Origin of the sequence: Silvania confinis (genome assembly GCF_025564085.1) — a bacterium.
GTDB lineage: Bacteria > Pseudomonadota > Gammaproteobacteria > Enterobacterales > Enterobacteriaceae > Enterobacter > Enterobacter confinis.
The window spans coordinates 63,769-89,692 of record NZ_JAMGZJ010000078.1 but is presented as its reverse complement, the minus strand read 5'-3'; the positions used below and the strand labels follow the sequence as shown (position 1 = coordinate 89,692).

General features: G+C 57.7%; 26 protein-coding genes. 13 read left to right on the top strand and 13 right to left on the bottom strand.

Annotated features, from left to right (window positions below):
* Positions 1 to 192 precede the first annotated feature (192 nt).
* The 3 genes from M8013_RS23645 (at position 193) to M8013_RS18135 (ending at position 3,675) form a co-directional block, all read left to right on the top strand.
* The gene (locus M8013_RS23645) at positions 193 to 300 is read left to right on the top strand and encodes a hypothetical protein (RefSeq protein WP_418939547.1); all 108 of its coding nucleotides are present in this window, start codon (positions 193 to 195) and stop codon (positions 298 to 300) included.
* A 207-nt stretch (positions 301 to 507) separates the two neighbouring features.
* On the top strand, positions 508 to 1,794 hold the full coding sequence (locus tag M8013_RS18140) for a citrate synthase (RefSeq protein ID WP_271269183.1): 1,287 nt from the start codon (positions 508 to 510) through the stop codon (positions 1,792 to 1,794).
* Between the two features lie 327 nt (positions 1,795 to 2,121).
* Positions 2,122 to 3,675, top strand: a complete 1,554-nt coding sequence (locus M8013_RS18135; RefSeq protein ID WP_271269182.1) for a peptide MFS transporter — start codon at positions 2,122 to 2,124, stop codon at positions 3,673 to 3,675.
* Positions 3,676 to 3,791: 116 nt separating this feature from the next.
* On the opposite strand, the gene nei is transcribed toward M8013_RS18135, so the two are convergent.
* The 10 genes from nei to M8013_RS18085 form a co-directional block, all read right to left on the bottom strand.
* Positions 3,792 to 4,583: an endonuclease VIII gene (gene nei / locus M8013_RS18130; protein ID WP_271269181.1), complete on the bottom strand. Its 792-nt coding sequence runs from the start codon at positions 4,581 to 4,583 to the stop codon at positions 3,792 to 3,794.
* 14 nt (positions 4,584 to 4,597) lie between these two features.
* Complete coding sequence (pcp, locus tag M8013_RS18125) at positions 4,598 to 5,242, bottom strand: pyroglutamyl-peptidase I (RefSeq protein ID WP_271269180.1); 645 nt, start codon at positions 5,240 to 5,242, stop codon at positions 4,598 to 4,600.
* Positions 5,243 to 5,251: 9 nt separating this feature from the next.
* Complete coding sequence (locus tag M8013_RS18120; RefSeq protein WP_271269179.1) at positions 5,252 to 6,247, bottom strand: DUF979 domain-containing protein; 996 nt, start codon at positions 6,245 to 6,247, stop codon at positions 5,252 to 5,254.
* Positions 6,244 to 6,954, bottom strand: coding sequence for a DUF969 domain-containing protein (locus tag M8013_RS18115; protein WP_271269178.1), 711 nt, complete (start codon positions 6,952 to 6,954; stop codon positions 6,244 to 6,246). Before M8013_RS18115 ends, M8013_RS18120 begins: the two co-directional genes overlap by 4 nt.
* Before the next feature lie 49 nt (positions 6,955 to 7,003).
* Positions 7,004 to 7,738 carry a 5-oxoprolinase subunit PxpA gene (pxpA, locus tag M8013_RS18110; protein ID WP_271270151.1) on the bottom strand — a complete coding sequence of 245 codons (735 nt, stop codon included), beginning with the start codon at positions 7,736 to 7,738 and terminating at the stop codon, positions 7,004 to 7,006.
* Complete coding sequence (pxpC, locus tag M8013_RS18105; RefSeq protein WP_271269177.1) at positions 7,728 to 8,660, bottom strand: 5-oxoprolinase subunit PxpC; 933 nt, start codon at positions 8,658 to 8,660, stop codon at positions 7,728 to 7,730. The genes pxpA and pxpC overlap by 11 nt, the downstream gene beginning before the upstream one ends.
* The gene (gene pxpB, locus M8013_RS18100; protein WP_271269176.1) at positions 8,654 to 9,310 is read right to left on the bottom strand and encodes a 5-oxoprolinase subunit PxpB; all 657 of its coding nucleotides are present in this window, start codon (positions 9,308 to 9,310) and stop codon (positions 8,654 to 8,656) included. The genes pxpC and pxpB overlap by 7 nt, the downstream gene beginning before the upstream one ends.
* Before the next feature lie 14 nt (positions 9,311 to 9,324).
* On the bottom strand, positions 9,325 to 10,068 hold the full coding sequence (locus M8013_RS18095; protein ID WP_271270150.1) for a type 2 GTP cyclohydrolase I: 744 nt from the start codon (positions 10,066 to 10,068) through the stop codon (positions 9,325 to 9,327).
* Positions 10,069 to 10,078: 10 nt separating this feature from the next.
* Positions 10,079 to 11,491, bottom strand: a complete 1,413-nt coding sequence (phrB, locus tag M8013_RS18090; RefSeq protein WP_271269175.1) for a deoxyribodipyrimidine photo-lyase — start codon at positions 11,489 to 11,491, stop codon at positions 10,079 to 10,081.
* A gap of 587 nt (positions 11,492 to 12,078) precedes the next feature.
* Positions 12,079 to 12,285, bottom strand: coding sequence for a YbfA family protein (locus tag M8013_RS18085; RefSeq protein WP_271270149.1), 207 nt, complete (start codon positions 12,283 to 12,285; stop codon positions 12,079 to 12,081).
* 305 nt (positions 12,286 to 12,590) lie between these two features.
* On the opposite strand from M8013_RS18085, the gene kdpF reads away from it, so the two are divergent.
* From kdpF to kdpE, 6 genes are read left to right on the top strand one after another with little or no spacing between them, the layout of a single operon-like run.
* Positions 12,591 to 12,680 (top strand): K(+)-transporting ATPase subunit F, encoded by a 90-nt coding sequence (gene kdpF / locus M8013_RS18080; protein ID WP_271269174.1) that lies wholly within the window; start codon positions 12,591 to 12,593, stop codon positions 12,678 to 12,680.
* Positions 12,680 to 14,359, top strand: a complete 1,680-nt coding sequence (gene kdpA / locus M8013_RS18075) for a potassium-transporting ATPase subunit KdpA (protein WP_271269173.1) — start codon at positions 12,680 to 12,682, stop codon at positions 14,357 to 14,359. Before kdpF ends, kdpA begins: the two co-directional genes overlap by 1 nt.
* Positions 14,360 to 14,377: 18 nt before the next feature.
* On the top strand, positions 14,378 to 16,426 hold the full coding sequence (kdpB, locus tag M8013_RS18070; RefSeq protein WP_271269172.1) for a potassium-transporting ATPase subunit KdpB: 2,049 nt from the start codon (positions 14,378 to 14,380) through the stop codon (positions 16,424 to 16,426).
* 12 nt (positions 16,427 to 16,438) lie between these two features.
* Positions 16,439 to 17,014, top strand: a complete 576-nt coding sequence (kdpC, locus tag M8013_RS18065) for a potassium-transporting ATPase subunit KdpC (RefSeq protein ID WP_271269171.1) — start codon at positions 16,439 to 16,441, stop codon at positions 17,012 to 17,014.
* Positions 17,014 to 19,689, top strand: a complete 2,676-nt coding sequence (gene kdpD / locus M8013_RS18060) for a two-component system sensor histidine kinase KdpD (protein WP_271269170.1) — start codon at positions 17,014 to 17,016, stop codon at positions 19,687 to 19,689. Before kdpC ends, kdpD begins: the two co-directional genes overlap by 1 nt.
* Positions 19,686 to 20,363 (top strand): two-component system response regulator KdpE, encoded by a 678-nt coding sequence (kdpE, locus tag M8013_RS18055; protein WP_271269169.1) that lies wholly within the window; start codon positions 19,686 to 19,688, stop codon positions 20,361 to 20,363. Before kdpD ends, kdpE begins: the two co-directional genes overlap by 4 nt.
* 108 nt (positions 20,364 to 20,471) lie before the next feature.
* On the opposite strand, the gene pgm is transcribed toward kdpE, so the two are convergent.
* The gene (pgm, locus tag M8013_RS18050; protein ID WP_271269168.1) at positions 20,472 to 22,112 is read right to left on the bottom strand and encodes a phosphoglucomutase (alpha-D-glucose-1,6-bisphosphate-dependent); all 1,641 of its coding nucleotides are present in this window, start codon (positions 22,110 to 22,112) and stop codon (positions 20,472 to 20,474) included.
* Between the two features lie 24 nt (positions 22,113 to 22,136).
* Complete coding sequence (gene seqA, locus M8013_RS18045; protein WP_271269167.1) at positions 22,137 to 22,679, bottom strand: replication initiation negative regulator SeqA; 543 nt, start codon at positions 22,677 to 22,679, stop codon at positions 22,137 to 22,139.
* 183 nt (positions 22,680 to 22,862) lie between these two features.
* Between seqA and ybfF the strand changes: the two genes are divergently transcribed.
* The 4 genes from ybfF (at position 22,863) to fur (ending at position 25,475) form a co-directional block, all read left to right on the top strand.
* Complete coding sequence (gene ybfF / locus M8013_RS18040; RefSeq protein ID WP_271269166.1) at positions 22,863 to 23,636, top strand: esterase; 774 nt, start codon at positions 22,863 to 22,865, stop codon at positions 23,634 to 23,636.
* Positions 23,637 to 23,764: 128 nt separating this feature from the next.
* On the top strand, positions 23,765 to 24,052 hold the full coding sequence (gene ybfE / locus M8013_RS18035; RefSeq protein ID WP_271269165.1) for a LexA regulated protein: 288 nt from the start codon (positions 23,765 to 23,767) through the stop codon (positions 24,050 to 24,052).
* A gap of 155 nt (positions 24,053 to 24,207) precedes the next feature.
* Positions 24,208 to 24,738 (top strand): flavodoxin FldA, encoded by a 531-nt coding sequence (gene fldA, locus M8013_RS18030; RefSeq protein WP_271269164.1) that lies wholly within the window; start codon positions 24,208 to 24,210, stop codon positions 24,736 to 24,738.
* A gap of 290 nt (positions 24,739 to 25,028) precedes the next feature.
* Positions 25,029 to 25,475, top strand: a complete 447-nt coding sequence (gene fur / locus M8013_RS18025; RefSeq protein WP_271269163.1) for a ferric iron uptake transcriptional regulator — start codon at positions 25,029 to 25,031, stop codon at positions 25,473 to 25,475.
* Between the two features lie 95 nt (positions 25,476 to 25,570).
* Here fur and chiQ read toward each other — a convergent pair whose 3' ends face one another.
* A complete protein-coding gene (chiQ, locus tag M8013_RS18020) occupies positions 25,571 to 25,900 on the bottom strand; it encodes a ChiQ/YbfN family lipoprotein (RefSeq protein WP_271270148.1) in 330 nt (109 codons plus the stop codon).
* Between the last annotated feature and the right edge of the window lie 24 nt (positions 25,901 to 25,924).

Here is a 25,924-nt window from a genome sequence, read left to right as displayed (position 1 = left end):
CAGGGTTTTCCGGAGACCTGGCGGCAGTATAGGGTGTTCACAAAATCATTACAATTAACCTACATACAGTTTGTCGGGTTTTATGCCGAACAGTGATCAGAGTCACGATAACAACATCTTTTTAAATTTTAATCATCTGATTTGACAAATGTTAAACATTATTGTTACAAACATCACCAGAAAAGGCATATAATGCGCAAAAGTTATGAGGTCTCTCTTTCACCTGAGAATAAGTTATGTAACAGTGTGACGGTATTGACCGAAGTTATCAGGACAGTTATTAGTGATATACAGGTTTGAATAATTCGGACTGCGCAAACACTGATTTGCTGTTACTTCTCTGATTTCTCATTTGTTTACCTGCTAGCGCCATTGCTCTGTACCCAGGTTTCCTCCTCGTGAGCTGAGCGGCGAGCCCAATAACAAACTGGTAACAATGATTAAACAGCTGAATGCAAATCCGGTATACGGGCAGTCTTAAGCAATAAGGCGCTAAGGAGACCGTAAATGGCTGATACAAAGGCAAAACTCACCCGCGAAGGTGACGCTGCTATTGAACTGGATGTGCTAAAAGGCACGCTCGGTCAGGATGTTATTGATATCCGTACGCTGGGTTCAAAAGGTGTCTTCACCTTCGACCCAGGTTTCACCTCTACCGCATCTTGTGAATCTAAAATCACCTATATCGACGGTGACGAAGGTATCCTGCTGCACCGCGGTTTTCCCATCGATCAGTTAGCCACTGAGTCCAACTATCTGGAAGTGTGCTACATCCTGTTGAACGGCGAAAAGCCGAACCAGGAACAGTACGATGAGTTCAAAACCACCGTAACCCGTCACACCATGATTCATGAGCAGATCACCCGTCTGTTCCATGCGTTCCGTCGCGATTCACATCCGATGGCCGTGATGTGCGGTATTACCGGCGCGCTGGCCGCGTTCTATCACGATTCACTGGATGTTAATAACCAGCGTCACCGCGATATCGCCGCATTCCGTCTGCTGTCGAAAATGCCGACCATGGCGGCGATGTGCTACAAATATTCTATTGGTCAGCCGTTCGTTTATCCGCGCAACGACCTCTCCTACTCAGGTAACTTCCTGCGTATGATGTTCGCCACGCCGTGCGAAGAGTATGAAATCAACCCGGTTCTGGAACGCGCGATGGATCGTATTCTGATCCTGCACGCCGATCACGAGCAGAACGCTTCTACCTCTACCGTACGTACCGCAGGCTCATCTGGCGCGAATCCGTTCGCCTGTATCGCAGCGGGCATTGCCTCCCTGTGGGGACCGGCACACGGTGGCGCCAACGAAGCGGCTCTGAAGATGCTGGAAGAGATCAGTTCCGTTGAGCACATTCCAGAATTCGTGCGTCGCGCGAAAGACAAAAACGACTCCTTCCGCCTGATGGGCTTCGGTCATCGTGTTTACAAAAACTACGATCCGCGCGCGACCGTGATGCGTGAAACCTGTCATGAAGTGCTGAAAGAGTTGGGCACCAAAGACGACCTGCTGCAGGTGGCGATGGAGTTGGAACACATCGCGCTGAACGACCCGTATTTCATCGAGAAGAAACTGTACCCGAACGTCGATTTCTATTCAGGCATCATCCTGAAAGCGATGGGTATTCCGTCTTCCATGTTCACCGTGATCTTCGCGATGGCCCGTACCGTGGGCTGGATTGCGCACTGGAACGAAATGCACACCGACGGAATGAAAATTGCGCGTCCACGTCAGCTGTATACCGGCTACGATCAGCGCGATTTCAAAACTAACGTCACTAAACGCTAAGCTTTAATGCCGGGGAATGCCCCGGCATGTGCTATCTGAATACCATAATGGCCGCCCGGCAATGGGCGGCCATTTTTTTGTTTTTTTGCACCATTCTGGCAATAAAGCCCGTCAATCACTTTTCACGGCGCATTAGCATAAAATCCGTAAAACTAGACATCTATTGGATTTTCGTCTTAAAGTCCCCCGGGTGGTACTAGACAAAACCACCAGCAAGTTATCAAATGGTTAAATAATATATCGCTGAATGTAAAAGAAAGACCTATAACCATGGTCAATAACACTTCAGTGCCTACCAACATCACGGCAAACCTTTAGGGAGTATTTATGCAAACCTCTGCCAGTCAACACGAAAGCCGAACGTTCTTCGGCCATCCTTATCCGCTGGGCTCGCTGTTCTTCACAGAGATGTGGGAGCGGTTCTCGTTCTACGGCATTCGCCCGCTGCTAATCCTGTTTATGGCGGCAACCGTATACGATGGCGGCATGGGAATGGCACGCGAAAACGCCTCGGCTATCGTCGGGATCTTTGCCGGCAGCATGTACCTGGCCGCGCTGCCGGGCGGCTGGCTGGCGGATAACTGGCTCGGCCAGCAGCGAGCGGTGTGGTACGGCTCGATTCTGATTGCACTCGGCCATCTGTCGATTGCCCTCTCCGCCTTTATGGGCAGTAGCCTGTTCTTTATCGGCCTGATGTTTATCGTGCTCGGTTCCGGTCTGTTCAAAACCTGTATTTCGGTGATGGTCGGCACGCTGTACAAGAAAGACGATGCCCGTCGCGACGGCGGTTTCTCGCTGTTTTATATGGGCATTAACATGGGGTCGTTTATCGCGCCGCTGATCTCCGGCTGGTTGATTAAATCCCACGGCTGGCACTGGGGCTTTGGCATTGGCGGCATCGGGATGCTGGTGGCGTTAGTCATCTTCCGCCTGTTTGCCGTTCCGGCGATGAAACGCTACGACAGCGAAGTGGGCCTCGACTCGACCTGGAATAACCCGGTGGCGAAGAAAAACGGCGTCGGCGCATGGCTGCTGGCGCTGGCCGTCGGCGTGGCGGTGATTGTAACGCTGATTGCCCAGGGCGTGATTGTCATCAACCCGGTGGCGGTTGCCAGCGTGCTGGTGTACGTGATTGCCGTCTCGGTGGCGCTGTACTTTATCTGGCTGTTTGTGTTTGCCGGGCTGAACCGTAAAGAGCGCGCCAGGCTGCTGGTATGCTTTATCCTGCTGGTCTCCGCCGCCTTCTTCTGGTCGGCATTCGAACAGAAACCGACCTCGTTTAACCTGTTTGCCAACGACTACACCAACCGCATGATCGGCGATTTTGAGATCCCTGCGGTGTGGTTCCAGTCTATTAATGCGCTGTTTATTATTATTCTGGCACCGATCTTCAGCTGGGCCTGGCCAGCGCTGGCGCGTAAAAACGTGCGTCCGGGTAGCATCACCAAGTTCGTTATCGGTATTTTATTCGCTGCCGGTGGTTTTGGCCTGATGATGCTGGCCGCGCAAAACGTCCTCAATGGCGCAGGTGCGGGCGTATCGCCACTGTGGCTGGTGGGCAGTATTCTGATGCTGACCCTCGGCGAGCTGTGCCTGAGCCCGATTGGGCTGGCCACCATGACCCTGCTGGCACCGGAGAGAATGCGCGGTCAGATGATGGGTCTGTGGTTCTGCGCCAGTGCGCTCGGCAACCTGGCTGCGGGCTTGATCGGCGGTCACGTGAAGGCCGATCAACTGGATATGTTGCCTGACCTGTTCGCCCGCTGCTCCATTGCGCTGCTGATCTGCGCCGCGGTGCTGATTGTGCTGATAGTTCCGGTGCGCCGGATGCTGGCGAATGCCCAGGTGAAAGAAGCACCTAAGCCAGTGGCTAACGCCTGATTACGCATTTTTGCCGGGTGGCGCTGCGCTTAACCGGCCTACACATCCAGTAGGCCCGTGCAAGCGCAGCGCCGCCGAGCAATTCCAGAAGCAAGCCGGGATTAACCCGGCCTTTTTTATGTCTGACACCCAGGGCACCAGTAAAACGGTCGTGACGACAGGTTGGTTCGCTCAATCGTCCCGCCGCACCGCTCGCACGGCTTGCCCTCCCGGTGGAAAACCTTAAAGCGAAACAGTGCCCCGTGATGCTTATTGTCATCCACCGCGCCGCGCGTGGTATACGACAGACGCGGGATCGCCAGCAGCGCATCGGCGAGCGCATCAAGCTGCGCCTCGCTTAGCTGAGCGGCTTTATGCTGCGCCGCCAGCCCCACCGCCCAGAGGATCTCCACCCGCAGGTAGTTACCCAATCCGGCGAGAAACGCCTGGTCCAGCAGCAGGCCGGAAAACTGCCGATTGCGGAATCGGGGCGACAGCAGCCGGGCTTTGACATCCTCTGCCGTTAGCCGATAATCCAGCACGTCCGGCCCAACCCGCTGTAAAAAGGGATGGGTGGTGAGCTGTTCGGGGGTGAGCATTTCAATGTCCGAGGCGCTGTACAGCAGGATGGTTTTCTCTGCGGTTTGCAGCTTCACCCTCAGCACCCGCGTGGTTTGCGGTTCATCGCCGGTCTCCACCACCCGCCAGACGCCGTACAGCTGATTATGGCTGTAGAGCGTCAGCTGATTCGAAAAGTGGGTCAGCAGCGCTTTGCCGCGCGTTTCCATCTGCGTCACCGTCTGGCCAACAAGCGACGACTGGTAGGGTTTTAACTGCGGGAAGGCAAACCACACGTCTGTGAGCGGTTTGCCTTTGATCGCCGCCTCCAGGCTATCCGCCGCACGGCGGATCTCCGGACCTTCTGGCATGTTTACATCCTTATCTAATGTGTGGCACCGCCAGTCGCTTTGATGTCCGTCGTCTGACGTAACCCAACCGCAATGGCGATCTCCAGCGCCTGCTTAACCGTCTGCGCCGCCATGCTCGGGGCACCGGGATGGGCAGCAGCCTGTTCCGGCAGGTACGGAATATGGATAAATCCGCCCTTCGCACCCGGCTTGTCGGCCAGTTTGTGCAGCAGGCCGTACATCACGTGATTACAGACAAAGGTTCCGGCGGTCTGGGACACCGATGCCGGAACGCCAGCGTCGCGCAGCGCCGCCACCATTGCCTTAATCGGCAAGGTGCTGAACCACGCCGCCGGGCCGTCCGCCACAATAGCAACGTCGACCGGCTGCTGGCCGATATTGTCCGGGATACGCGCGTCGTCGACATTGATCCCTACGCGCTCGACGGTGACGTCAACCCGGCCACCTGCCTGCCCAACGGCAATCACCAGCGTCGGGTCGAGTTCGTCAATCGCCGCATTCAGCACCGTCAGCGCCTCACCAAACACGCACGGCAGCTGGCGCGTCACCACACGACAGCCGTCAATATGCATCCCTTCCAGCTGTTTGACCACTTCCCAGGAAGGGTTAACGCTCTCACCGCCAAAAGGGTCAAAACCGGTCATTAATACGGTTCGCATCATCTCTCCTTACAGGAACATCAGGAAGTAAAGCAGGAACACGTTGGTAATCAGCAGCAGCACGCCGGTCGGCACCTGGGCTTTGATCACCGCATTTTTATCCGGCAGCTCCAGTAGCGCTGCGGGCACGATGTTAAAGTTAGCCGCCATTGGCGTCATCAGCGTACCGCAGTAGCCCGAGAACATGCCGATAGCCGCCATCACTGCCGGATTACCGCCGTGCTGCAGCACCAGGATCGGGATGCCGATCCCGGCGGTAACAATCGGGAACGCGGCAAAGGCGTTGCCCATCACCATCGTCAGCAGCGCCATACCGATGGCATAAACCGCCACCGCAATAAAGCGACTGTCCACCGCCAGATAGGTTGTGGTCAGCCAGGAGATGCCGTCGCCTACGCCCGCGGCGGTAAACAGCAGCCCCAGGGTGGCCAGGATTTGCGGCAGGATAAATGCCCAGCCGATGGAGTCCAGCAGACGACGCGCTTCCTGGATCGGCTGATGCACTTTCTCATGCGTCATCTTGACTGCCATCCCGAGGCCAATCAGCGAGCCGACCGTCATCGAGAACAGGGTGACCAGCGTCGAGTGGTTCCCCGGGCCGAACAAACCTTCCTGCAGACCGGGAATATGGTTAAACATCAAAACGCCCACCACGGTAACCACCGGGATAGCCAGCGCCGGGTAGAACAGTCGGTTGCCAAGGCGCTTCGCACTGGCCTCACGCTCCTGCGGTTGACGCTGGTGATAGCTGCCGAGGCGCACGCCGCCAAAGCCGGCGATCAGCGCCAGCCCCACCACCGCCACGCCGACGGCGATATGCACGCTGCGCTTGTCCCCGACCAGCGCGTAGGTCCAGTCGCCGAGTAAAAACATCAGCCCGTAAATGCCCCAGAACAACCCGGTGGTCACCCGGCGCGGGTTAGCCTTATCGCGGAACGACATCAGCGCGACAATCAGCAGCACCAGCCCTGCCAGCCAGTAAAGGTAACTCTGTTGGAAATTCATTTCACCGCTCCCTGCACTTTGCCCAGCTCGCGTTCCAGATGTTTATCCAGTCGCCAGAGACGTGTCGCGTGAATAATAAAGGCGCAGATCGCCGTTGGGATCCCCCACAGGGCAATGTGCAGCGGCTCGGTCTGGATCCCGCCGGACTCCAGCATAAAGTTGTGCATAAAGATGATCGCCCCGAAGGCAACGAAGATATCCTCACCAAAGAACAGCCCGACGTTATCGGTCGCGGCGGACATCGCGCGCAGGCGATAGCGCACGGCCCCTGGCAGTTCGCCATACTTCTGCTCTGCGGCCCCTTCAGCCATCGGTGCCAGCAGCGGACGCACCATCTGCGGATGACCGCCAAGGCTGGTCAGCCCCATCGCCGCCGAGGCTTCACGCACGAACAGGTAGACAATCAGCAGGCGTCCTGAGGTGGCGCTGCGAATTTTGGCAATCCACGCCTGGGCGCGCTCTTTAAGACCGTGGCGCTCCAGCAGGCCGATGACCGCCAGCGGGATCAGCAGGATATAGGGCAGGTTACGGGTATTCAGGAACCCTTCGCCCAGCTTTTCCAGAATGGTGGCGAGAGGCATATGCGCCGCCAGGCCGGTGACGATCCCGGCGACAATAACCACCAGCACCGGGTTAAAACGTAATAGAAATCCAACCACAATCACCGCGATACCGATGAGTGGCCAGAGGGATAGCGTCTCTGCCATGATAATGTTCCTGTTGTTGTGTTACGTATGTTGTGTTTACAGCCGTGCGTTACGCACTGATTTTTATGTTGTTTACTTCAAATTCATGGCGCAGACGACGCGCAAAGGCCAGCGCATGTTCGCCGTCACCGTGAATGCACACCGTCTGCGCATGCACGCGGGCCCACTCACCGGTGATACTTTTCACCCGACCGCGCTGGATCATCTCCAGCGTTTGCGCCAGGGCCTGGTTTTCATCGCTAATCAGCGCCCCGGCCTGGGTGCGTGGCACCAGACTGCCGTCCGCCTGATAGCCGCGATCCGCGAAGACCTCTTCCCGGGTGATCAGGCCAAAGCGCGTCCCGGCGCGGATCAACTCGCTGCCCGCCAGTCCTACCAGGATCAAATCAGGATCAACAGTACTCACCGCGCGGGCAATGGCATCCGCCAGCGCCGGCTCTTTCGCCGCCTGGTTGTAGAGCATACCATGGGGTTTAACGTGGCGCAGTTGCCCCCCTTCGGCACGGACGATGGCCGCCAGGGCGCCAATCTGGTACAGCATCTGGGCATACACCGTCTCGGGCGGCAGCGTCATGGCGGTGCGGCCAAAATTCTCCCGGTCAGGGAAGCTGGGATGCGCCCCGATGGCGACGCCGTTTTTCAGCGCCTCGCGCACGCTCGCGAGCATAGTTTCGGCATCCCCGGCGTGAAAGCCGCAGGCGATGTTCGCTGATGATACCAGCTGTAACAGGGCGGCATCGCTGCCGCAGCCTTCGCCCAAATCTGCATTTAAATCAATGGCGATCATGTAACCTCCATGCCAGTTGCTCGATGTAGTGCTTCTGCACCCGCCGCGCCTCCAGCGCCTCTTCCAGCGTACAGGGAATAAAGTGGATCGGTTGTCCGAGCGGCACCTGTGCCAGATGGTACATATCCGCCTCAATGACGCAGGCAATGCGCGGGTAGCCCCCGGTGGTTTGGGCGTCATTCATCAGAATGATAGGTTGCCCGTTATGCGGCACCTGGATTACGCCAGGCAGCAGCCCGTGCGAGACCATTTCACGGTCGGTGGTGCGCTGCAGTTTTTGCCCTTGCAGGCGATAACCCATGCGGTTACTTTGCGGGCTGAGCTGCCAAGGTAGACGCCAGAGCGCATCCTGCGAGGCCTGATCGAATTCGTGATACTCCGGCCCCGGCAGCGCGCGCACCCGGTTGCCCCACAGCAGCTGTTTGATCCCCTGCGCTTCGAGGAATTCACGCCCGCCAGCACGCACGTCCAGCCGGTCGCCGTCTTTCAGCAACCGCCCTTCCAGCCCGCCAAGCCCCACCTTCAGGTCGGTACTCAGCGAGTTCATTACCCGCGGCACATCAAACCCGCCCGCAATCGCCAGGTAGCTGCGCATCCCATGCACCGGGCGGTTAAGGGTCAGCCGCTGGCCTGCTTTCACCTGCAGGCGCCAGCCGGTCCACACCGCCGCGCCATCGAGACGGGCATCACAGCCAGCCCCGGTCAGCGCGAACCAGCCGTCACGCTCAAATTCAAACGTACACTGACCGAGCGTTATCTCCAGCGCGGCATCGTCCGGGTCATTGCCAACCAGCAGGTTGCCGATCTGCAACGCCGGTTTATCCAGCGCACCGCAGTAGCTGATCCCCGACTGGCGAAAGCCGATCCGGCCGCCGTCCTGTACCGAGGTGTAGAGTCCCGCGCGAATGATTTTTAACATACCCCCTCCTTCTGCGGAATAAACCGCACGGTATCGCCCGGACGCAGCAGCACCGGCTCGTCTCGTTTCGGATCAAACAGCGGCAATGGCGTGTGACCGATCAGCTGCCAGCCGCCCGGCGTGACCAGCGGGTAAATACCGGTCTGCGACCCGCCGATACCCACCGATCCCGCAGGCACCTGCAAACGTGGCTCGTCCCGGCGCGGGGTTGCCAGCTGTTCAGGCAGACCACCCAGATACGGGAAGCCCGGCTGAAAACCCAAAAACCAGACCACATAATCGATCGATGAATGAAGCTCAACGACCTGTTTTTCGCTCAATCCGGCATGTCGGGCGACCTCACCGAGATCCGGCCCGGCTGCGGTGCCATACACCACGGGGATGTCGATAGCGCGAGAGTCCGGCTCCAGCGCCTCACTCTCCTCCCACCAGCGCTGCAAACGCTCAATCGCATCCAGCGCCACCGAGTGCGGATTACGCAGCACCACGGTAATATTATTCATCCCCGGAATGGCTTCCACCACTTCGGGGATCTCGCCCAGTCGCTGGGTTAAACGCCAGATCCTTTTTTGCGTCGCCAGCGTGACCGGCGGCTCCAGTTCCAGCACTACGGCGGTTTCGCCTAACAGATAACAACGTGCTCGCTGCACTTACGCACCTCTCATCAGGCTGGATTAGGGATATCCACAAAAGTGACATCCAGGTCAGTGGTTTCGGTCAGCCATTCGCTGAGGGCACGAATCCCGCCGCGTTCGGTGGCATGGTGGCCTGCGGCATAAAAATGCAGGTTCTGCTCCCGGGCAGAGTGAATGGTTTGCTCAGAAACTTCGCCGCTAATAAACGCATCGACGCCAAAACGCGCCGCGCTGTCGATAAAACTCTGCCCGCCGCCCGTACACCAGGCCACACGCTTCACCGTATCTGGCCCGGTATCGCCGCTCCACAGCGGGCGACGCCCCAGGCGCGCTTCAATCCACGAGGCCAGCTCAAGGCCCGAGACAGGCATTGATAGCTCGCCCCACGGCACCAGCGGTTCGATTTCGCCCATCACCGTGATGCCCAGCAGTGCGGCCAGCTGCGCGTTGTTGCCGAGTTCCGGATGCGCATCCAGCGGCAGGTGCCAGCCGTACAGATTGATGTCGTTTTCCAGCAGCGTCTTCAGACGATTGCGCTTCATGCCACGGATAACCGGGGATTCGCCTTTCCAGAAGTAACCGTGGTGGACGATCACGGCGTCTGCCTGCTGGCGCACGGCTTCATCCAGCAGCGCCTGGTTGGCGGTCACGCCAGTGATAATCTTGTGTATCTTTTCACGCCCTTCGACCTGCAGGCCATTCGGGGCATAATCACTGAAGCTGCTGCTGTTCAGTTTGTCGTTAATCAGGCTTTCCAGTTCGCTGTTTTTCATCATGATTCCCTTACGCTTTACGGGCGGCTTCATACGCTGCCAGAGTGGCAACGCGCGCCTGTTTATGATCGACAACCGGGCGGGGATAATCCAGCGTCACGCCGTGCTTATCCGCCCAGATCCATGGCTCGTGCAGCGCCTTGTCAGGCACATCGTTCAGTTCCGGCAACCAGCGGCGCACAAACTCGCCGCTGGCGTCAAACTTCTGTCCCTGGGTTGTCGGGTTAAAAATTCGAAAATAGGGCGCTGCATCGGTTCCGGTCGACGCAGCCCACTGCCAGCCGCCGTTGTTGGCGGCCAGATCGCCGTCGATCAGCTGAGAGATAAAATAGCGCTCCCCTTTCCGCCAGTCGATAAGCAGATCTTTCACCAGAAAGCTGGCGGTAATCATCCGTAGACGGTTATGCATCCAACCCGTGCCATTCAGCTGACGCATTGCTGCATCGACAATCGGGTAGCCGGTCTGCCCGGTTTGCCAGGCCTCCAGCAGCGCGTCGTCGTGCTGCCAGCTGACATTATCAGTCCAACGAATGAATGGGCGATATTTACATAAATCAGGATGATACGTCATCAGGTGACGGTAAAATTCACGCCAGATAAGTTCGTTAAGCCAAACCGCACCGGGCCCGCCCTCCAGCGCCTGAGGCTGTTCGACCAGCAGACGATGCAGGCACTGACGCGGCGATAAGACCCCCAGCGCCAGGCAAGCGGAAAGCCGACTGGTGCCTTCAATGGCCGGGAAATCGCGCTGCGATTCGTACTCCCCCGCCCCCTGCTGGCAGAAACGGCGCAACTGGGCGATAGCCGCTTTTTCGCTGGCCGGGAACAGGTCGCGATCAAACGCCTGCTGCGGGTAGTCAAAATCCAACGTAGCGGGCACGACCTTCTCGCCCTCGCGCACCGCAGGAGCGGACGCACACTCCGGTAGCCCCTCTTTCAGGCGGCGCAGGTAGGCATTTTTAAAGGGCGTAAAGACTTTGTACATCTCGTGATTGCCGGTCATCACGCTGCCGGGCGGCAACATCACGCTGTCATCAAATCCCTGACAGACAACCGTCTCCAGCTCGCGCTCCAGCTGCCGGTCGCGCTGCTGCTCATTGAATTCATACTGGTAGTTATAGAAGAGGTGCGTCACGTCGTGCTGGTCGCAAATCTGCACAACCTGCTGACGCTGGGCGGCGAAATCGCTCACCTGGGCATAAATTAGCGGGATACCTTTGTCGGCCAGTTGCTGCTGTAAATCTGTGAGATGGGCATACAGACAGGCCGCCTGACGCGGCGCCATATGGTGTTGCGTCCACTGCTGCGGCGTGGCGATAAACAGCGCCAGCACGCGCGCGTTTTGACTGCGACAGGCGGCGGCAAGCGCCAGGTTATCGTGGATGCGTAAATCAGCGCGAAACCAGACCAGATGGGTGGACATAACACTCCGGGACTATCGTCAGTAACATATGCAAGTCACCGAGGATACTTCTTCTTAACAAGTGTCGCCATAACGCAATAAAAAAGGCCGCCCTGACGGCGGCCTTAACGCTACTTGTCCTGCGTGAATGGGGTAACAGCAACGTATCCAGCCGGATCGTCACCTTTAATCACAAAAACGCTGGCGACAATGAACGCGATACACAGATAGCGTCTCATTATGCGGTCCCTGCAAACTAACCGCTCTACCGTTCACCACCGGTGATAATCCGGCAGACACAAGTTCTGGAAGAACCTGATTTACGGTTGTGAAAACACCTTTCCCGGGACCGGTGCCCATTTGCGAGATAGCGAAAAGGGACGACACATCATAGTTAACATCATGGGTCATAGGCAGACCGCCACAGGCCTTTCAGAATTCATTTAGATTGCGCACATTTCGCCTGAGGGCGGTTAAGTATAAGATGTTTTTCTCTGGAAGAGCCTGGTAGCCCATCCCAACGGACCGCGAATCCCGAGGGATAAAAAAAAACCGCCAACATTGCTGCTGGCGGTTTTTTTATGACTGTTGCTGTGTGCAGTCTTTACTTAATAAAAATCACAGGTGGCTTTTTCAGCCTGATCCATCCACACCGGTTTTTCACTGGTCTTCGCCCATACGCGGTGTAAATAGCTATAAAAACGAGCACGATCTTTCCAGAAAAGCATCACTGGTAACGCCAGAACACCGGCCATCACGGCGAAGGTGCGGCGAATAAAAACGATATGTGCCGGATACTCTTTGTAATATTCCATCATTTTCTCCCCTTTCTCTGGCCGGAAACACTCTCCGGGAAATGAAACTGGTTATCTGGCGAAAATAATAGCGCTTTGGCTGTAATTTTACTACTCATCCGACCACTCTTTTTGATTGGTTTAGTGAATATTTACACTTCCTCCGTAACTAAGTTACATAAAAGTTAAATTAATACTAACCATTAGTTAAATCGTGGCTTTGGCATTTTTATACTTTTTTTATATCTCCCCGCCTGATTTTTGCAAAATCTTTGCGCCCAAAGTCCTACCTTTGCAGCATGACTAATGTCACCGGGAGGTGAATTGTGAGTGCAGGTGTAATTGCTGGCATCGTGCTGGTGTTGCTGTTAATGGGCTATCTGATTTATGCCCTGATTAACGCGGAGGCATTCTGATGGCCGCACAAGGATTTCTGCTTATCGCTGGCTTTCTGCTGGTGCTGTTCGTGCTCGCCCGGCCGTTGGGGTTACTGCTTTCACGAATGATAAACGGCCTGCCGCTGCCGGGACTGCAATCCGTCGACAGCGGTTTGCTGCGCCTGTTAGGGGTTCCCACCCAGGAGATGGGCTGGCGTCACTACCTGGGTGCCATTCTGCTGCTGAATGGGATCGGCCTGGTGGTGCTGTTTGCCCTGCTGATGTTGCAGGGATCTTTACCGCTCAATCCGCAGCAGCTGCCTGGCCTGTCCTGGCATCTGGCGCTGAATACGGCGGTGAGTTTTGTCAGCAATACCAACTGGCAGTCCTATGCCGGTGAAACCACCCTGAGCTATTTCAGCCAGATGGTGGGCCTGACGGTGCAAAACTTTCTCTCTGCCGCCAGCGGCATCGCAGTGATTTTCGCCCTGACCCGCGCCTTCGCCCGCCAGAATGTCACGACCCTGGGTAACGCCTGGGTTGATATTACCCGCATAACGCTGTGGGTGTTGCTGCCCCTGTCGCTGGTGATTGCGCTGCTGTTTGTGCAGCAGGGCGTGCTGCAAAACCTGCTGCCGTATCAGCCTTTCACCTCACTGGAAGGGGCAAAACAGCTGCTGCCGATGGGGCCGGTGGCCTCCCAGGAAGCGATTAAGATGCTCGGCACCAACGGCGGGGGCTTTTTCAACGCCAACTCCGCCCATCCATTTGAGAACCCCACCGCGCTGACCAATGCCGTGCAGATGCTGGCGATCTTCCTGATCCCCACTGCGCTGTGCTTTGCCTTTGGCGATGCGGTGAACGATCGCCGCCAGGGACATGCGATCCTGTGGGCGATGTCGTTCATCTTCGTGGTCTGCGCCGCGCTGGTGATGTGGGCCGAGTGGCAGGGTAATAGCCATTTCACCCTGCTCGGGGCGGACAGCACTATCAATATGGAAGGCAAAGAGAGCCGCTTCGGCATTCTCGCCAGCAGCCTGTATGCCGTGGTCACCACTGCTGCCTCCTGCGGGGCCGTAAACGCAATGCACGACTCCTTCACGGCATTGGGCGGCATGATCCCGATGTGGCTGATGCAGATCGGCGAAGTGGTGTTTGGCGGCGTCGGTTCGGGTCTGTACGGGATGCTGCTGTTTGTGCTGCTGGCGGTGTTTATCGCCGGGCTGATGATTGGTCGCACGCCAGAGTATCTGGGCAAAAAAATCGACGTCCGTGAAATGAAGCTGACCGCGCTGGCGATCCTCGTCACGCCGGCACTGGTGCTGCTCGGCACCGCGCTGGCGCTGATGACCGAAGCCGGACGCAGCGGCATCTTCAACCCCGGCATCCACGGCTTTAGCGAAGTGTTGTACGCCGTCTCCTCCGCCGCCAATAACAACGGTAGCGCCTTCGCCGGTCTGAGCGCCAACTCGCCGTTCTGGAACTGCCTTCTGGCGTTCTGCATGTTGGTCGGTCGCTTTGGGGTGATTGTGCCGGTGATGGCGATTGCCGGTGCACTGGTCAGCAAGAAAATCCAACCCGCCTCAAGCGGCACGCTGCCAACCTGTGGGGCGCTGTTTATCGGCCTGTTAATCGGTACCGTGCTGCTGGTCGGCGCCCTCACCTTTATTCCCGCCCTCGCTTTAGGCCCGGTCGCGGAACATCTCTCTTTACGCTGATTTTGCGGAGTATTCGTCATGAGTCGTAAACAACTGGCCCTGCTCGAACCGTCTCTGGTTCGCCAGGCGCTGATGGATGCGGTTAAAAAATTAGATCCACGCGTGCAGTGGCGCAATCCGGTGATGTTTATTGTCTGGCTGGGCAGCCTGCTGACCACCGGGCTTGCCCTCGCCATGGCCAGCGGGCAGCTGGCGGGCAGTGCGGCGTTTACCGCGGCCATCAGCCTGTGGCTGTGGTTTACCGTGCTGTTTGCCAACGTTGCCGAAGCGCTGGCCGAAGGGCGCAGTAAAGCGCAAGCCAACAGCCTGAAGGGCGTACAGAAAACCGCCTTTGCCCGCAAGCTGCGTGAGCCACAATACGGGGCCGCTACGGATGCGGTTCCGGCGGATACGCTGCGTAAAGGCGACATCGTGCTGGTGGAGGCGGGTGACATTATCCCCTGCGACGGGGAGGTGATCGAAGGCGGGGCCTCGGTCGATGAGAGTGCCATTACCGGTGAATCGGCACCGGTTATTCGTGAATCCGGCGGCGATTTTGCGTCGGTTACCGGCGGGACGCGCATTCTCTCCGACTGGCTGGTGATCCAGTGCAGCGTCAATCCGGGCGAGACCTTTCTCGATCGGATGATCGCCATGGTCGAAGGCGCGCAGCGCCGCAAAACGCCTAACGAAATCGCTCTGACTATTCTGCTGGTGGCGCTGACCCTCGTCTTCCTGCTGGCAACCGCCACCCTGTGGCCCTTCTCAGCGTACGGCGGCACGGCGGTCAGCGTCACGGTGCTGGTCGCCCTGCTGGTGTGTCTGATCCCAACCACCATCGGCGGCCTGCTGTCGGCGATCGGCGTGGCGGGCATGAGCCGGATGCTGGCCGCCAACGTCATTGCCACCAGCGGCCGGGCGGTCGAGGCGGCAGGCGACATCGATGTGCTGCTGCTGGATAAAACCGGCACCATCACGCTGGGCAACCGCCAGGCGTCCGACTTTCTGCCCGCGCCGGGCGTAGAGGAGAAGACGCTGGCCGACGCGGCGCAGCTGGCCTCGCTGGCAGATGAAACCCCGGAGGGCCGCAGCATCGTGATCCTCGCCAAACAGCGCTTTAACCTGCGCCAGCGCGATGTCCAGAGCCTGCACGCCACTTTCGTGCCCTTTACGGCGCAGACGCGGATGAGCGGGATCAACATTCAGGATCGATTAATCCGCAAAGGCTCGGTGGACGCCATTCGCCGCCACATTGCAGCCAATAATGGCCACTTCCCGCCGCAGGTGGATACGCTGGTCGAGAACGTGGCTCGTCAGGGCGCTACGCCGCTGGTGGTTGCAGAAGGCGCGACGGTGCTGGGGGTGATCGCCCTGAAGGATGTGGTGAAGGGCGGGATTAAAGAGCGCTTTGCCCAGCTGCGTAAAATGGGCATTAAAACGGTGATGATCACCGGCGACAACCGGCTGACCGCCGCCGCCATTGCTGCCGAAGCAGGGGTGGACGATTTCCTGTCAGAGGCGACCCCGGAGGCCAAACTGGCGCTGATCCGCCAGTATCAGGCAGAGGGGCGGCTGGTGGCGATGACCGGCGACGGCACCAACGATGCCCCGGCGCTGGCCCAGGCGGACGTGGCGGTGGCAATGAACTCCGGTACCCAGGCGGCAAAAGAGGCGGGCAATATGGTCGATCTCGACTCGAACCCGACCAAGTTGATTGAAGTGGTGCACATCGGCAAGCAGATGCTGATGACCCGTGGCTCGCTCACCACCTTCAGTATCGCCAACGACGTGGCGAAATATTTTGCCATCATCCCGGCAGCGTTTGCCGCTACCTATCCGCAGCTGAACGCCCTGAACGTGATGCACTTGCACTCCCCCGCCTCAGCGATCCTGAGCGCGGTGATTTTTAACGCGCTGATCATCATTTTCTTGATCCCGCTGGCGCTAAAAGGGGTGAGCTACAAACCGCTCACCGCCGCAGCGATGCTGCGCCGCAATCTGTGGATTTACGGCCTCGGTGGGCTGGTGGTGCCGTTTATCGGCATTAAAGCCATCGACCTGCTGTTGACTGTGCTTGGGCTGGTTTAAGAGGAAAATCAAATGGCTATATTACGTCCCGCTATACTGTTGTTTATCCTGCTGGCCCTGATCACCGGCGGCCTTTATCCTCTGGTGACCACCGCGCTGGGCCAGTGGTGGTTTGCCGATCAGGCCAACGGTTCCCTTATCCGCCAGCAGGGCGAGATCCGCGGCTCGCGCCTGATTGGGCAGAACTTTACCGGTGCGGGCTACTTCCATGGGCGTCCTTCCGCCACGGCAGAAAGCCCGTATAATCCGCTGGCCTCCGGCGGCAGTAACCTGGCGGGCAGCAATCCTGAGCTGGATAGGGTCGTTCGTGCCCGCGTCGAGGCGTTACGCGCAGCCAACCCGCAGGCCAGCCGCAGCGTGCCGGTTGAGCTGGTGACCACCTCAGCCAGCGGGCTGGATTACAGCCTGGCACCTGACGCCGTTATCTGGCAGATCCCGCGCGTGGCGCAGGCGCGTCAGTTAACCACCAGCCAGCTCAGTCAACTGGTGGCCGAACATACGCAAAAACCGCCGACTGGCGTCTTCGGCATGCCGATAGTGAATATTGTTGAGTTGAATCTGGCGCTGGACGCGCTAAGGAAACCCTGATGACCAATGAGCCTTTGCGCCCGGACCCGGACCGGCTGCTGGAGCAAACCGCGAGCACCCATCGCGGCAAGCTGAAAATCTTCTTCGGCGCCTGCGCTGGCGTCGGGAAGACCTTCGCCATGCTGGCTGAAGCGCAGCGACTGCGCGCCCAGGGGCTCGATATCATCATTGGGGTCGTTGAAACCCACGGTCGTCAGGAGACGGCCGCATTATTGACCGGACTGGCCGCTCTGCCGCCCCGACGTAGCCATTCCCGTGGGCGTCTGGTAACCGAATTTGATCTCGACGGCGCACTTGCCCGCCGCCCGGCACTGATCCTGATGGACGAGCTGGCGCACAGCAATGCGTCCGGCTCGCGCCACCCCAAACGCTGGCAGGATGTGGAGGAGTTGCTCGAAGCCGGGATCGACGTGTTTACCACCGTCAACGTCCAGCATCTGGAAAGCCTGAATGATGTGGTCAGCGGTGTGACCGGGATTCAGGTGCGGGAAACCGTCCCGGATCCCTTTTTCGACGCCGCCGATGAGGTGGTGCTGGTGGATCTGCCCCCGGACGATCTGCGCCAGCGCCTGCACGAAGGCAAAGTCTATATCGCCGGGCAGGCCGAACGGGCGATTGAGCACTTTTTCCGTAAAGGCAATTTAATCGCCCTGCGCGAGCTGGCCCTGCGCCGCACCGCCGATCGGGTTGACGATCAGATGCGGGCCTGGCGCGACAGCCAGGGGCAGGAAAAAGTGTGGCATACCCGCGACGCCATCCTGCTGTGCATTGGTCATGGCAGCGGCAATGAAAAGCTGGTGCGCACCGCCGCCCGGCTGGCGGCAAAGTTTGGCAGCGTCTGGCATGCGGTGTATGTCGAAACACCCGAGCTGCACCGCCTGCCGGAAAACCAGCGCCGCGCCATTCTGAGCGCGCTGCGTCTGGCCCAGGAGCTGGGCGCCGAAACCGCGACCCTCGCCGATCAGGCGGAAGACAAGGCCATCCTGCGCTACGCCCGGGAGCATAACCTTGGCAAAATTGTGATAGGTCGACGGGCGCGTCGTCGTTGGTTCAGCCGGGAGACCTTTGCCGACAGGCTGGCACAGCGCGCGCCCGACCTCGATCTGCTGATCGTCGCCCTGGATGACAAACCCACTGCCCTGCCGGCTAAAACCCCGGATGCCCGCACCTTCAGCGATAAATGGCGCGTCCAGCTGCGCGGCTGTCTGGTGGCGGTCCTGCTCTGTGCGTTAATTACCGTTATCGCCAGCCAGTGGCTGCCCGACTTTGATGCCGCCAACCTGGTGATGATCTACCTGCTTGGGGTGGTGATCGTGGCGCTGTTTTACGGACGCTGGCCCTCGGTGCTGGCGACGGTGATCAACGTTGCTAGCTTCGATCTGTTTTTTATTGCCCCGCGCGGCACGCTGGCCGTGTCGGATGTGCAGTATCTCCTGACCTTCGCCGTGATGCTGGCGGTGGGATTATTAATCGGTAATCTGACGGCCGGCGTGCGCTATCAGGCACGAATTGCCCGCTATCGCGAGCAGCGCACCCGCCATCTGTATGAGATGTCGAAAGCATTGGCGGTTGGGCGCACGCCGCAGGATATCGTCCAGACCAGCCAGCAGTTTATTCACTCCACCTTTCATGCCCGCAGCCTGATCCTGCTCCCGGACGATGACGGCAAACTGCGCCCGCTGACCCCGACCTCCGGGATCACGCCGTGGGATGAAGCCATCGCCCGCTGGAGTTTTGACAAAGGGCTGCCCGCCGGGGCCGGGACCGACACCCTGCCCGGCGTGCCCTATCAGATACTGCCGCTGCAAAATCAGGGGGTGGTGATTGTCGAGCCTTCAAACTTACGCCAGCTAATGATCCCCGAGCAGCAGCGCCTGCTGGAGACCTTTACCCTGCTGGTTGCCAGCGCGCTGGAGCGACTGGCGCTGACCGCCAGTGAAGAGCATGCGCGGCTAGCCAGTGAGCGCGAGAGCATCCGCAATTCGCTGCTGGCGGCACTTTCTCACGACCTGCGCACACCGCTGACGGTGCTGTTTGGCCAGTCGGAGATCCTGACGCTGGACCTGGCGGCAGAAGGCTCCCGTCACGCTTTGCAGGCCAGCGAAATCCGTCAGCATGTGCTCAACACCACCCGGCTGGTTAATAATCTGTTGGATATGGCGCGGATCCAGTCCGGCGGTTTTAATCTCAAAAAAGAGTGGCTGACGCTGGAAGAGGTCATAGGCAGTGCCTTAAGAACGCTGGAACCGGGGCTGGGCGGTCGCCATATTGCGCTGGATATGCCTGCCCCGCTGGCACTGATCCACGTGGATGGTCCGCTGTTCGAGCGGGTGCTGATTAACCTGTTGGAAAACGCCGCCAAATATGCGGGCAGTAAAGCACAAATCGGCATTCAGGCCAGCGTGTCAACGCAGCACCTGCAGCTTGAGGTCTGGGATAATGGGCCCGGCATACCGGCAGGACAAGAACAGGCTATCTTTGATAAGTTCGCCCGTGGGCATAAAGAGTCGGCTATCCCCGGTGTTGGCCTCGGGTTGGCTATCTGCCAGGCGATTGTGGAGGTGCACGGCGGTACCATTGCGGCCCATAACCGCACCGAAGGGGGCGCCGTTTTTCGTGTTACACTGCCGCTCGATTCGCCGCCCGAACTCGATGAATTTGCAGAGGATTTGTGATTAACGTTCTGATTGTTGAAGATGAACTCGCTATCAGCCGTTTTCTGCGCGCCGCGCTGGAAGGTGAAGGCTTGCGCGTCCACGATGCCGGTACGCTCCAGCGTGGCCTGATTGAAGCCGCGACCCGCAAACCGGACCTGGTGATCCTCGATCTCGGCCTGCCCGACGGCGATGGCCTCGATTTTATCCGCGAGGTGCGCCAGTGGAGCCAGATGCCGATTATTGTGCTCTCTGCGCGTCTCGAAGAGACAGACAAAATTGCCGCCCTTGATGCCGGTGCCGACGACTATCTCAGCAAACCCTTTGGCATTGGCGAACTGCAGGCCCGCCTGCGGGTCGCTCTGCGCCGTCACAGCGTCGCCGCGCCTTCCGAACCGGTGTTTACCTTTTCGGATATTCGCGTTGATCTGGCCGCGCGCCGCATCCTGCATGGCGAAGCAGAAATTCACCTGACGCCGATTGAGTTTCGTCTGATGGCGGTCCTGCTTAACAATCACGGCAAAGTGCTCACCCAGCGCCAGCTGTTAAGCCAGGTCTGGGGACCGAACGCGGTGGAGCATAGCCACTATTTGCGCATTTATATGGGGCATCTGCGCCAGAAGCTGGAAGTCGATCCCGCGCGCCCTCGGCATTTACTCACTGAAACCGGGATTGGCTATCGCTTTATGCTCTGATGACGGAAAACAAAACGGCAACCCGAAGGTTGCCGTTTTGTTGTGTTTGCGCCCTCTCCCCGCGGGAGAGGGCCGGGGTGAGGGCATCAGCCCGCACCAGAATCGCTGTTATGCGTTCTTCAATACTTCACTGACAATCTCAACCGCTTCTTTCTCGATCAGCAGACGGTGCTCTTCGCCGAGGAAGCTTTCACAGTAAATTTTGTACGCATCTTCCGTACCGGACGGACGCGCCGCGAACCAGCCGTTGTCAGTCATCACCTTCAGACCGCCAATCGACGCGCCGTTACCCGGCGCTGCCGTCAGGCGTGCGGTGATGGGGTCACCGGCCAGGGTGCTGGCGCTCACCATTTCTGGAGAGAGCTTAGACAGGGCCGCTTTCTGGGCAGAAGTGGCCGATGCCTGCAGACGGTTGTAGCTCGGGGCACCGAAACGGGCAGCCAGCTCGTTGTAATGCTCCTGCGGATTCTTACCGGTTACCGCAGTGATTTCTGCTGCTAACAGGCACATGATAATGCCGTCTTTGTCAGTGGACCACGGCGTGCCGTTAAAGCGCAGGAAGGAGGCACCCGCGCTTTCTTCGCCGCCAAAACCGAAGCTGCCGTCGAACAGACCGTCAACAAACCACTTGAAACCAACCGGCACTTCAACCAGTTTACGGCCCAAATCGTTAACCACCCGGTCAATCATCGCCGAGGAGACCAGCGTTTTGCCGACGGCCACGTCTTTGCCCCACTGTGGACGATGCTGGAACAGGTAGTTAATGGCAACAGCCAGATAGTGGTTCGGGTTCATCAGGCCCGCAGGGGTGACGATACCGTGGCGGTCATAGTCCGGGTCGTTGGCAAACGCGAGGTCGAACTTATCGCGAAGCGCCAGCAGACCGGCCATCGCACACTCGGAGGAACAATCCATACGGATCGCGCCGTCTTTATCAAGGTGCATAAAGCGGAAGGTCTGGTCGACATGATCGTTAACGATGGTCAGATCCAGCTTGTAGTGCGCCGCGATACGCTGCCAGTATTCGATACCGGAGCCACCGAGCGGGTCAACGCCCAGTTTCAGACCGGCTTTCTGGATCGCGGCCATATCGACGATATCTGCCAGCCCTTCAATAAACGGCTGGACCAGATCCTGCTCTTTAACATGACCTGAGGCCATCGCCTCGCCCAGCGTCATTCGCTTCACGCCTTTCAGGCCATCGGCCAGCAGAGCGTTAGCACGGTCTTCGACCACTTTGGTGACGTTGGTGTCCGCCGGGCCGCCGTTTGGCGGATTATATTTGATGCCGCCATCTTCCGGCGGGTTGTGCGACGGAGTGATCACAATCCCATCGGCCTGCGCACCGCCCTTCTGGTTATGCACCAGAATCGCGTTGGACACGGCAGGGGTCGGCGTGTAGCCGTTGTTTTCCTGAATCACCACATCGACGCCGTTGGCCGCCAGCACTTCTAGTACGGAAATAAAAGCAGGCTCTGACAGGGCATGGGTATCTTTACCGACGTAGCACGGTCCGGTGACGCCATTTTTGGCGCGCTCTTCCGCGATGGCCTGGGCAATGGCCAGAATGTGCGGCTCGTTAAAGCTTTGGCGAACCGCGCTGCCACGGTGACCAGACGTACCAAACTTCACTGCGTGTTCTGCATTGCCCACTTCTGGCTTCAGCACGTAGTACTGAGCGGTAAGCTGGGCGACGTTAATCAAATCGCTCTGTTGTGCAGGTTGACCCGCACGATTGTGATTTGCCATTGCCTGGTCCTTCTGATGCAAGGGTTAAATTGTACCGCAAACCTTATCAGTCAATTCCACCGGGAACTGCATCGACTGCATGATGTGTTCGATCATGCCGCGCTTGCGCCCGGTATTGGTATTGGTGATCACCCAGTACGTTGTACCAGGCAGTTGTTTGGGTTTAGTTTGATTACCATTCTGTAAAAGCGTCTGCTCATCGACGGCGAAATAAACGCGAGTACGACCGTGCAGGGACTCGGTGGCGTCAGCAAACGCTTTGTTGTCCAGTGAATAGAGTGTAGACAGCGCCAGCATAAAGCGGTTAACGGCTTTTTTCTGTTCCGCGTATTCGTCAGACAGCAGCAGCTCGCGCATCGCACGCACCTTGTCTTTTGCCGGGTTCAGCGGCTTTTCCTGCGCGACAACGGTGGGCTGGCGCACGTCTTTGGCAACAGGCGCGGCGGACTGTGAGGCGGCGGAAACTTTCAGCATGCGCCGTAAAATGTCGGACGCGCTCTCGCCGATATGCCGGGTTTGGCTGGCAATATAGTGATAGAGCTCGTCATCAACTTCGATTGTTTTCATCTTAATCCAGTGCGATATCTTATCTGAATACAAGTCGTTGGGAGTATAAGGTCTAAACCCAACAGCGGATAGCGTCAAACCAGGATGGCGGCAAAAGTCAGATTTAACTGTTTCCTTGCAGCCGGGCGGCAGAATGGTCACCATAATACCCTAACCTGACATACGTAAAAAAAGAACTTTGCCATGAAATTGAATACCCGAGCGCAATCTGCACAATCGCCGCACAATAATTCTCCCATTGTGCTGGTTCACGGCCTGTTTGGCAGCCTGGACAACCTGGGCGTGCTGGCACGGGATCTGATGACGGACCACGCTCTCCTGCAGGTGGATATGCGTAACCACGGTCAGTCACCGCGCTCGGCGCAGATGACCTACGCCGATATGGCCCAGGATCTGCTGGATACGCTGGACGCCAACAATATTGAAAAGGCGACGCTGATTGGCCACTCCATGGGCGGTAAAGCGGTGATGGCGCTGACCGCACTCGCGCCAGAGCGTATTGACGGTCTGGTGGTGATCGATGTTGCCCCGGTGGATTACGCCGTGCGCCGCCACGATGAGATCTTCGCCGCCATCAACGCCGTGACGGATGCCGGGGTCAGTAGCCGCCAGCAGGCCGCTGCTGTTATGCGCGAGCATCTGGATGAAGAAGGCGTGGTGCAGTTTTTACTGAAATCCTTTGTTGACGGTGAGTGGCGCTTTAACGTGCCGGCGCTGTGGGATCAGTACAACAACATCGTTGGCTGGCAGCCGGTCCCCGCCTGGTCGCACCCGGCGCTGTTCATTCCCGGCGGCAATTCTCCCTACGTTACCGAAGCGTATCGGGACGCGCTGCTGGCGCAATTCCCGCAGGCGCGGGCGCACGTGATTGCCGGTGCCGGACACTGGGTGCATGCCGAAAAACCCGACGCCGTCCTGCGCGCCATCCGCCGTTACCTCGCTGACATCGAAAATTGATTAAAAAGAGAGCGACTGGTCGCCTGCGGGCCACCAGTCGTTGGCGTGCCGTTTTCGGTGATGTATGATGGCGCGCTTATCGCCCGGGCTTTAGCAGGGCGTCTTGTTTCCCCCGAAGTCTCAGAATCATGGCCAAAGAAAACACGGACCGCACAACAATAGATCTGTTCGCGAATGAGCGGCGCCCGGGACGACCGAAAACCAATCCGCATTCGCGTGATGAACAGCTGCGCATAAATAAGCGCAATCAGCTCAAACGCGATAAAAGTCGTGGGCTTAAACGCGTCGAGCTGAAACTCAATGCGGACGCCGTCGATGCGCTGAACGAGCTGGCAAATGCCCGCGACATCAGCCGCAGTGAGCTTATCGAAGAGATGCTGATCCTGCAGCTCGAGAAATGGCACGACAAAGCGTAAGTCAGAAAACTCCCCTTCTTGTTGCTTTCATGTAGCACAGAGTGCAGTCCTGCGCGATAGCAGTTTCCGCAGGCTTCTCTGTTCTGCTATGATTGCCCTTATCCGTGGCTAAATTGCGCCACCATACTATTAAGTTTCAAGAGGTTATTTTACTCATGGCAATCATCGGCATTTTTTTCGGCAGCGACACCGGTAACACCGAAAACATCGCGAAAAACATTCAAAAACAGCTTGGTAAAGACGTTGCCGATGTGCATGACATTGCGAAAAGCAGCAAAGAAGACATCGCAGGTTACGATATCTTGCTGCTGGGCATCCCGACCTGGTACTACGGCGAAGCGCAGTGCGACTGGGACGACTTCTTCCCGTCTCTGGAAGAGATCGACTTCAATGGCAAACTGGTTGCCCTGTTCGGCTGTGGCGACCAGGAAGACTACGCAGAGTACTTCTGCGATGCGCTGGGCACCATTCGCGACATCATTGAACCGCGTGGCGCAGTGATCGTGGGCCACTGGCCAACCGCTGGCTACCACTTCGAAGCCTCTAAAGGTCTGGCTGATGATAATAACTTCGTAGGCCTGGCCATTGACGAAGATCGCCAGCCGGAGCTGACCGCAGAGCGCGTGGACAAATGGGTTAAGCAGATCCGCGAAGAGCTGCACCTCGACGACATCCTCAACGCCTGATGTTGTGGCGGCGTAACCTCTGGTTGCGCCGCATTGATAGGTATTATCAATCAAAATAATTGCTACAAATTTTTAACTTTTGCTGTCATACCTGTACAATCAACCAGGTTCAAACGGGTCACCCTGTAACAAGTTTGTTGGCGGTACCACGTTTTTATAAGCATACTTTGCTTGAGACTTGCAGTTTTCATTCAGCCATGGCAATTCTATAATGAGACGCATTCTCTCAGGTGCACTTTCTGTCACTTCTTCTATAGAAGTGAATCGTTTAGCAACAGGACAGATTCCGCATGACTGACAACAATACCGCATTAAAGAAGGCCGGGCTGAAAGTCACGCTTCCACGGTTAAAAATTCTGGAAGTGCTTCAGGGTCCGGATAACCATCATGTCAGTGCGGAAGACTTATACAAGCGTCTGATCGACATGGGCGAAGAGATTGGTCTGGCTACGGTCTACCGTGTACTGAACCAGTTTGATGACGCTGGCATCGTCACGCGTCACAACTTCGAAGGCGGGAAATCCGTTTTTGAACTGACGCAGCAGCATCATCACGATCACCTGATTTGCCTGGATTGTGGCAAAGTGATTGAATTCAGCGACGACTCTATCGAATCCCGTCAGCGTGAAATTGCTACACGTCACGGCATTCGTCTGACCAACCACAGTCTGTACCTGTACGGCCACTGCGCCGAAGGTGACTGTACTGAAGATGACCACGCGCACGACGCGAAGTAAATCATCCGCACACTCTGAGCCAACCTGACGGTTGGCTTTTTTTTTATAAAAAAAGCCCGGCAGCGCAAACGCATACCGGGCTTAGACACAGCTGATTATTTGCTGTTATTACTGCGAATTTCCTTCCAGATTTGGTCACAGCGCTTTGTGACTTCCTGATCGTTACCGGTTTTACGCGCCTGAATACAGGCCTGGTAATCCGCCACTCTGACCGTTTCCTGGGTCGCAAACTGCTGGTGCGCCTTCTCTTGCTTCAGCACGTTGAGCACGCTTTGGCAGGCTTCGATTTTCTCCGGCGATCCTTCGGTGGTATTAATGCAGGCGCTGTAGGCCTCTTTCAGACGTGAATCTTCTTTCTGGGTCTGCGGCTCTGCGCAAGCGGTAAGCCCTGCGGCTATTGCCGCGACAAGCAGGATTTTTTTCAACATAGCGGTCTCCGTTCTGGCGGG

Coding starts and splice junctions, on each gene's coding strand:
- M8013_RS23645 (WP_418939547.1), top strand. CDS start 193: ATGCGCAAAAGTTATGAGGTCTCTCTTTCACCTGAGAATAAGTTATGT.
- M8013_RS18140 (WP_271269183.1), top strand. CDS start 508: ATGGCTGATACAAAGGCAAAACTCACCCGCGAAGGTGACGCTGCTATT.
- M8013_RS18135 (WP_271269182.1), top strand. CDS start 2,122: ATGCAAACCTCTGCCAGTCAACACGAAAGCCGAACGTTCTTCGGCCAT.
- nei (WP_271269181.1), bottom strand. CDS start 4,583: ATGCCAGAAGGTCCGGAGATCCGCCGTGCGGCGGATAGCCTGGAGGCG.
- pcp (WP_271269180.1), bottom strand. CDS start 5,242: ATGCGAACCGTATTAATGACCGGTTTTGACCCTTTTGGCGGTGAGAGC.
- M8013_RS18120 (WP_271269179.1), bottom strand. CDS start 6,247: ATGAATTTCCAACAGAGTTACCTTTACTGGCTGGCAGGGCTGGTGCTG.
- M8013_RS18115 (WP_271269178.1), bottom strand. CDS start 6,954: ATGGCAGAGACGCTATCCCTCTGGCCACTCATCGGTATCGCGGTGATT.
- pxpC (WP_271269177.1), bottom strand. CDS start 8,660: ATGTTAAAAATCATTCGCGCGGGACTCTACACCTCGGTACAGGACGGC.
- M8013_RS18095 (WP_271270150.1), bottom strand. CDS start 10,068: ATGAAAAACAGCGAACTGGAAAGCCTGATTAACGACAAACTGAACAGC.
- phrB (WP_271269175.1), bottom strand. CDS start 11,491: ATGTCCACCCATCTGGTCTGGTTTCGCGCTGATTTACGCATCCACGAT.
- M8013_RS18085 (WP_271270149.1), bottom strand. CDS start 12,285: ATGGAATATTACAAAGAGTATCCGGCACATATCGTTTTTATTCGCCGC.
- kdpA (WP_271269173.1), top strand. CDS start 12,680: ATGGCCGCACAAGGATTTCTGCTTATCGCTGGCTTTCTGCTGGTGCTG.
- kdpB (WP_271269172.1), top strand. CDS start 14,378: ATGAGTCGTAAACAACTGGCCCTGCTCGAACCGTCTCTGGTTCGCCAG.
- kdpC (WP_271269171.1), top strand. CDS start 16,439: ATGGCTATATTACGTCCCGCTATACTGTTGTTTATCCTGCTGGCCCTG.
- kdpD (WP_271269170.1), top strand. CDS start 17,014: ATGACCAATGAGCCTTTGCGCCCGGACCCGGACCGGCTGCTGGAGCAA.
- pgm (WP_271269168.1), bottom strand. CDS start 22,112: ATGGCAAATCACAATCGTGCGGGTCAACCTGCACAACAGAGCGATTTG.
- seqA (WP_271269167.1), bottom strand. CDS start 22,679: ATGAAAACAATCGAAGTTGATGACGAGCTCTATCACTATATTGCCAGC.
- ybfF (WP_271269166.1), top strand. CDS start 22,863: ATGAAATTGAATACCCGAGCGCAATCTGCACAATCGCCGCACAATAAT.
- ybfE (WP_271269165.1), top strand. CDS start 23,765: ATGGCCAAAGAAAACACGGACCGCACAACAATAGATCTGTTCGCGAAT.
- fldA (WP_271269164.1), top strand. CDS start 24,208: ATGGCAATCATCGGCATTTTTTTCGGCAGCGACACCGGTAACACCGAA.
- fur (WP_271269163.1), top strand. CDS start 25,029: ATGACTGACAACAATACCGCATTAAAGAAGGCCGGGCTGAAAGTCACG.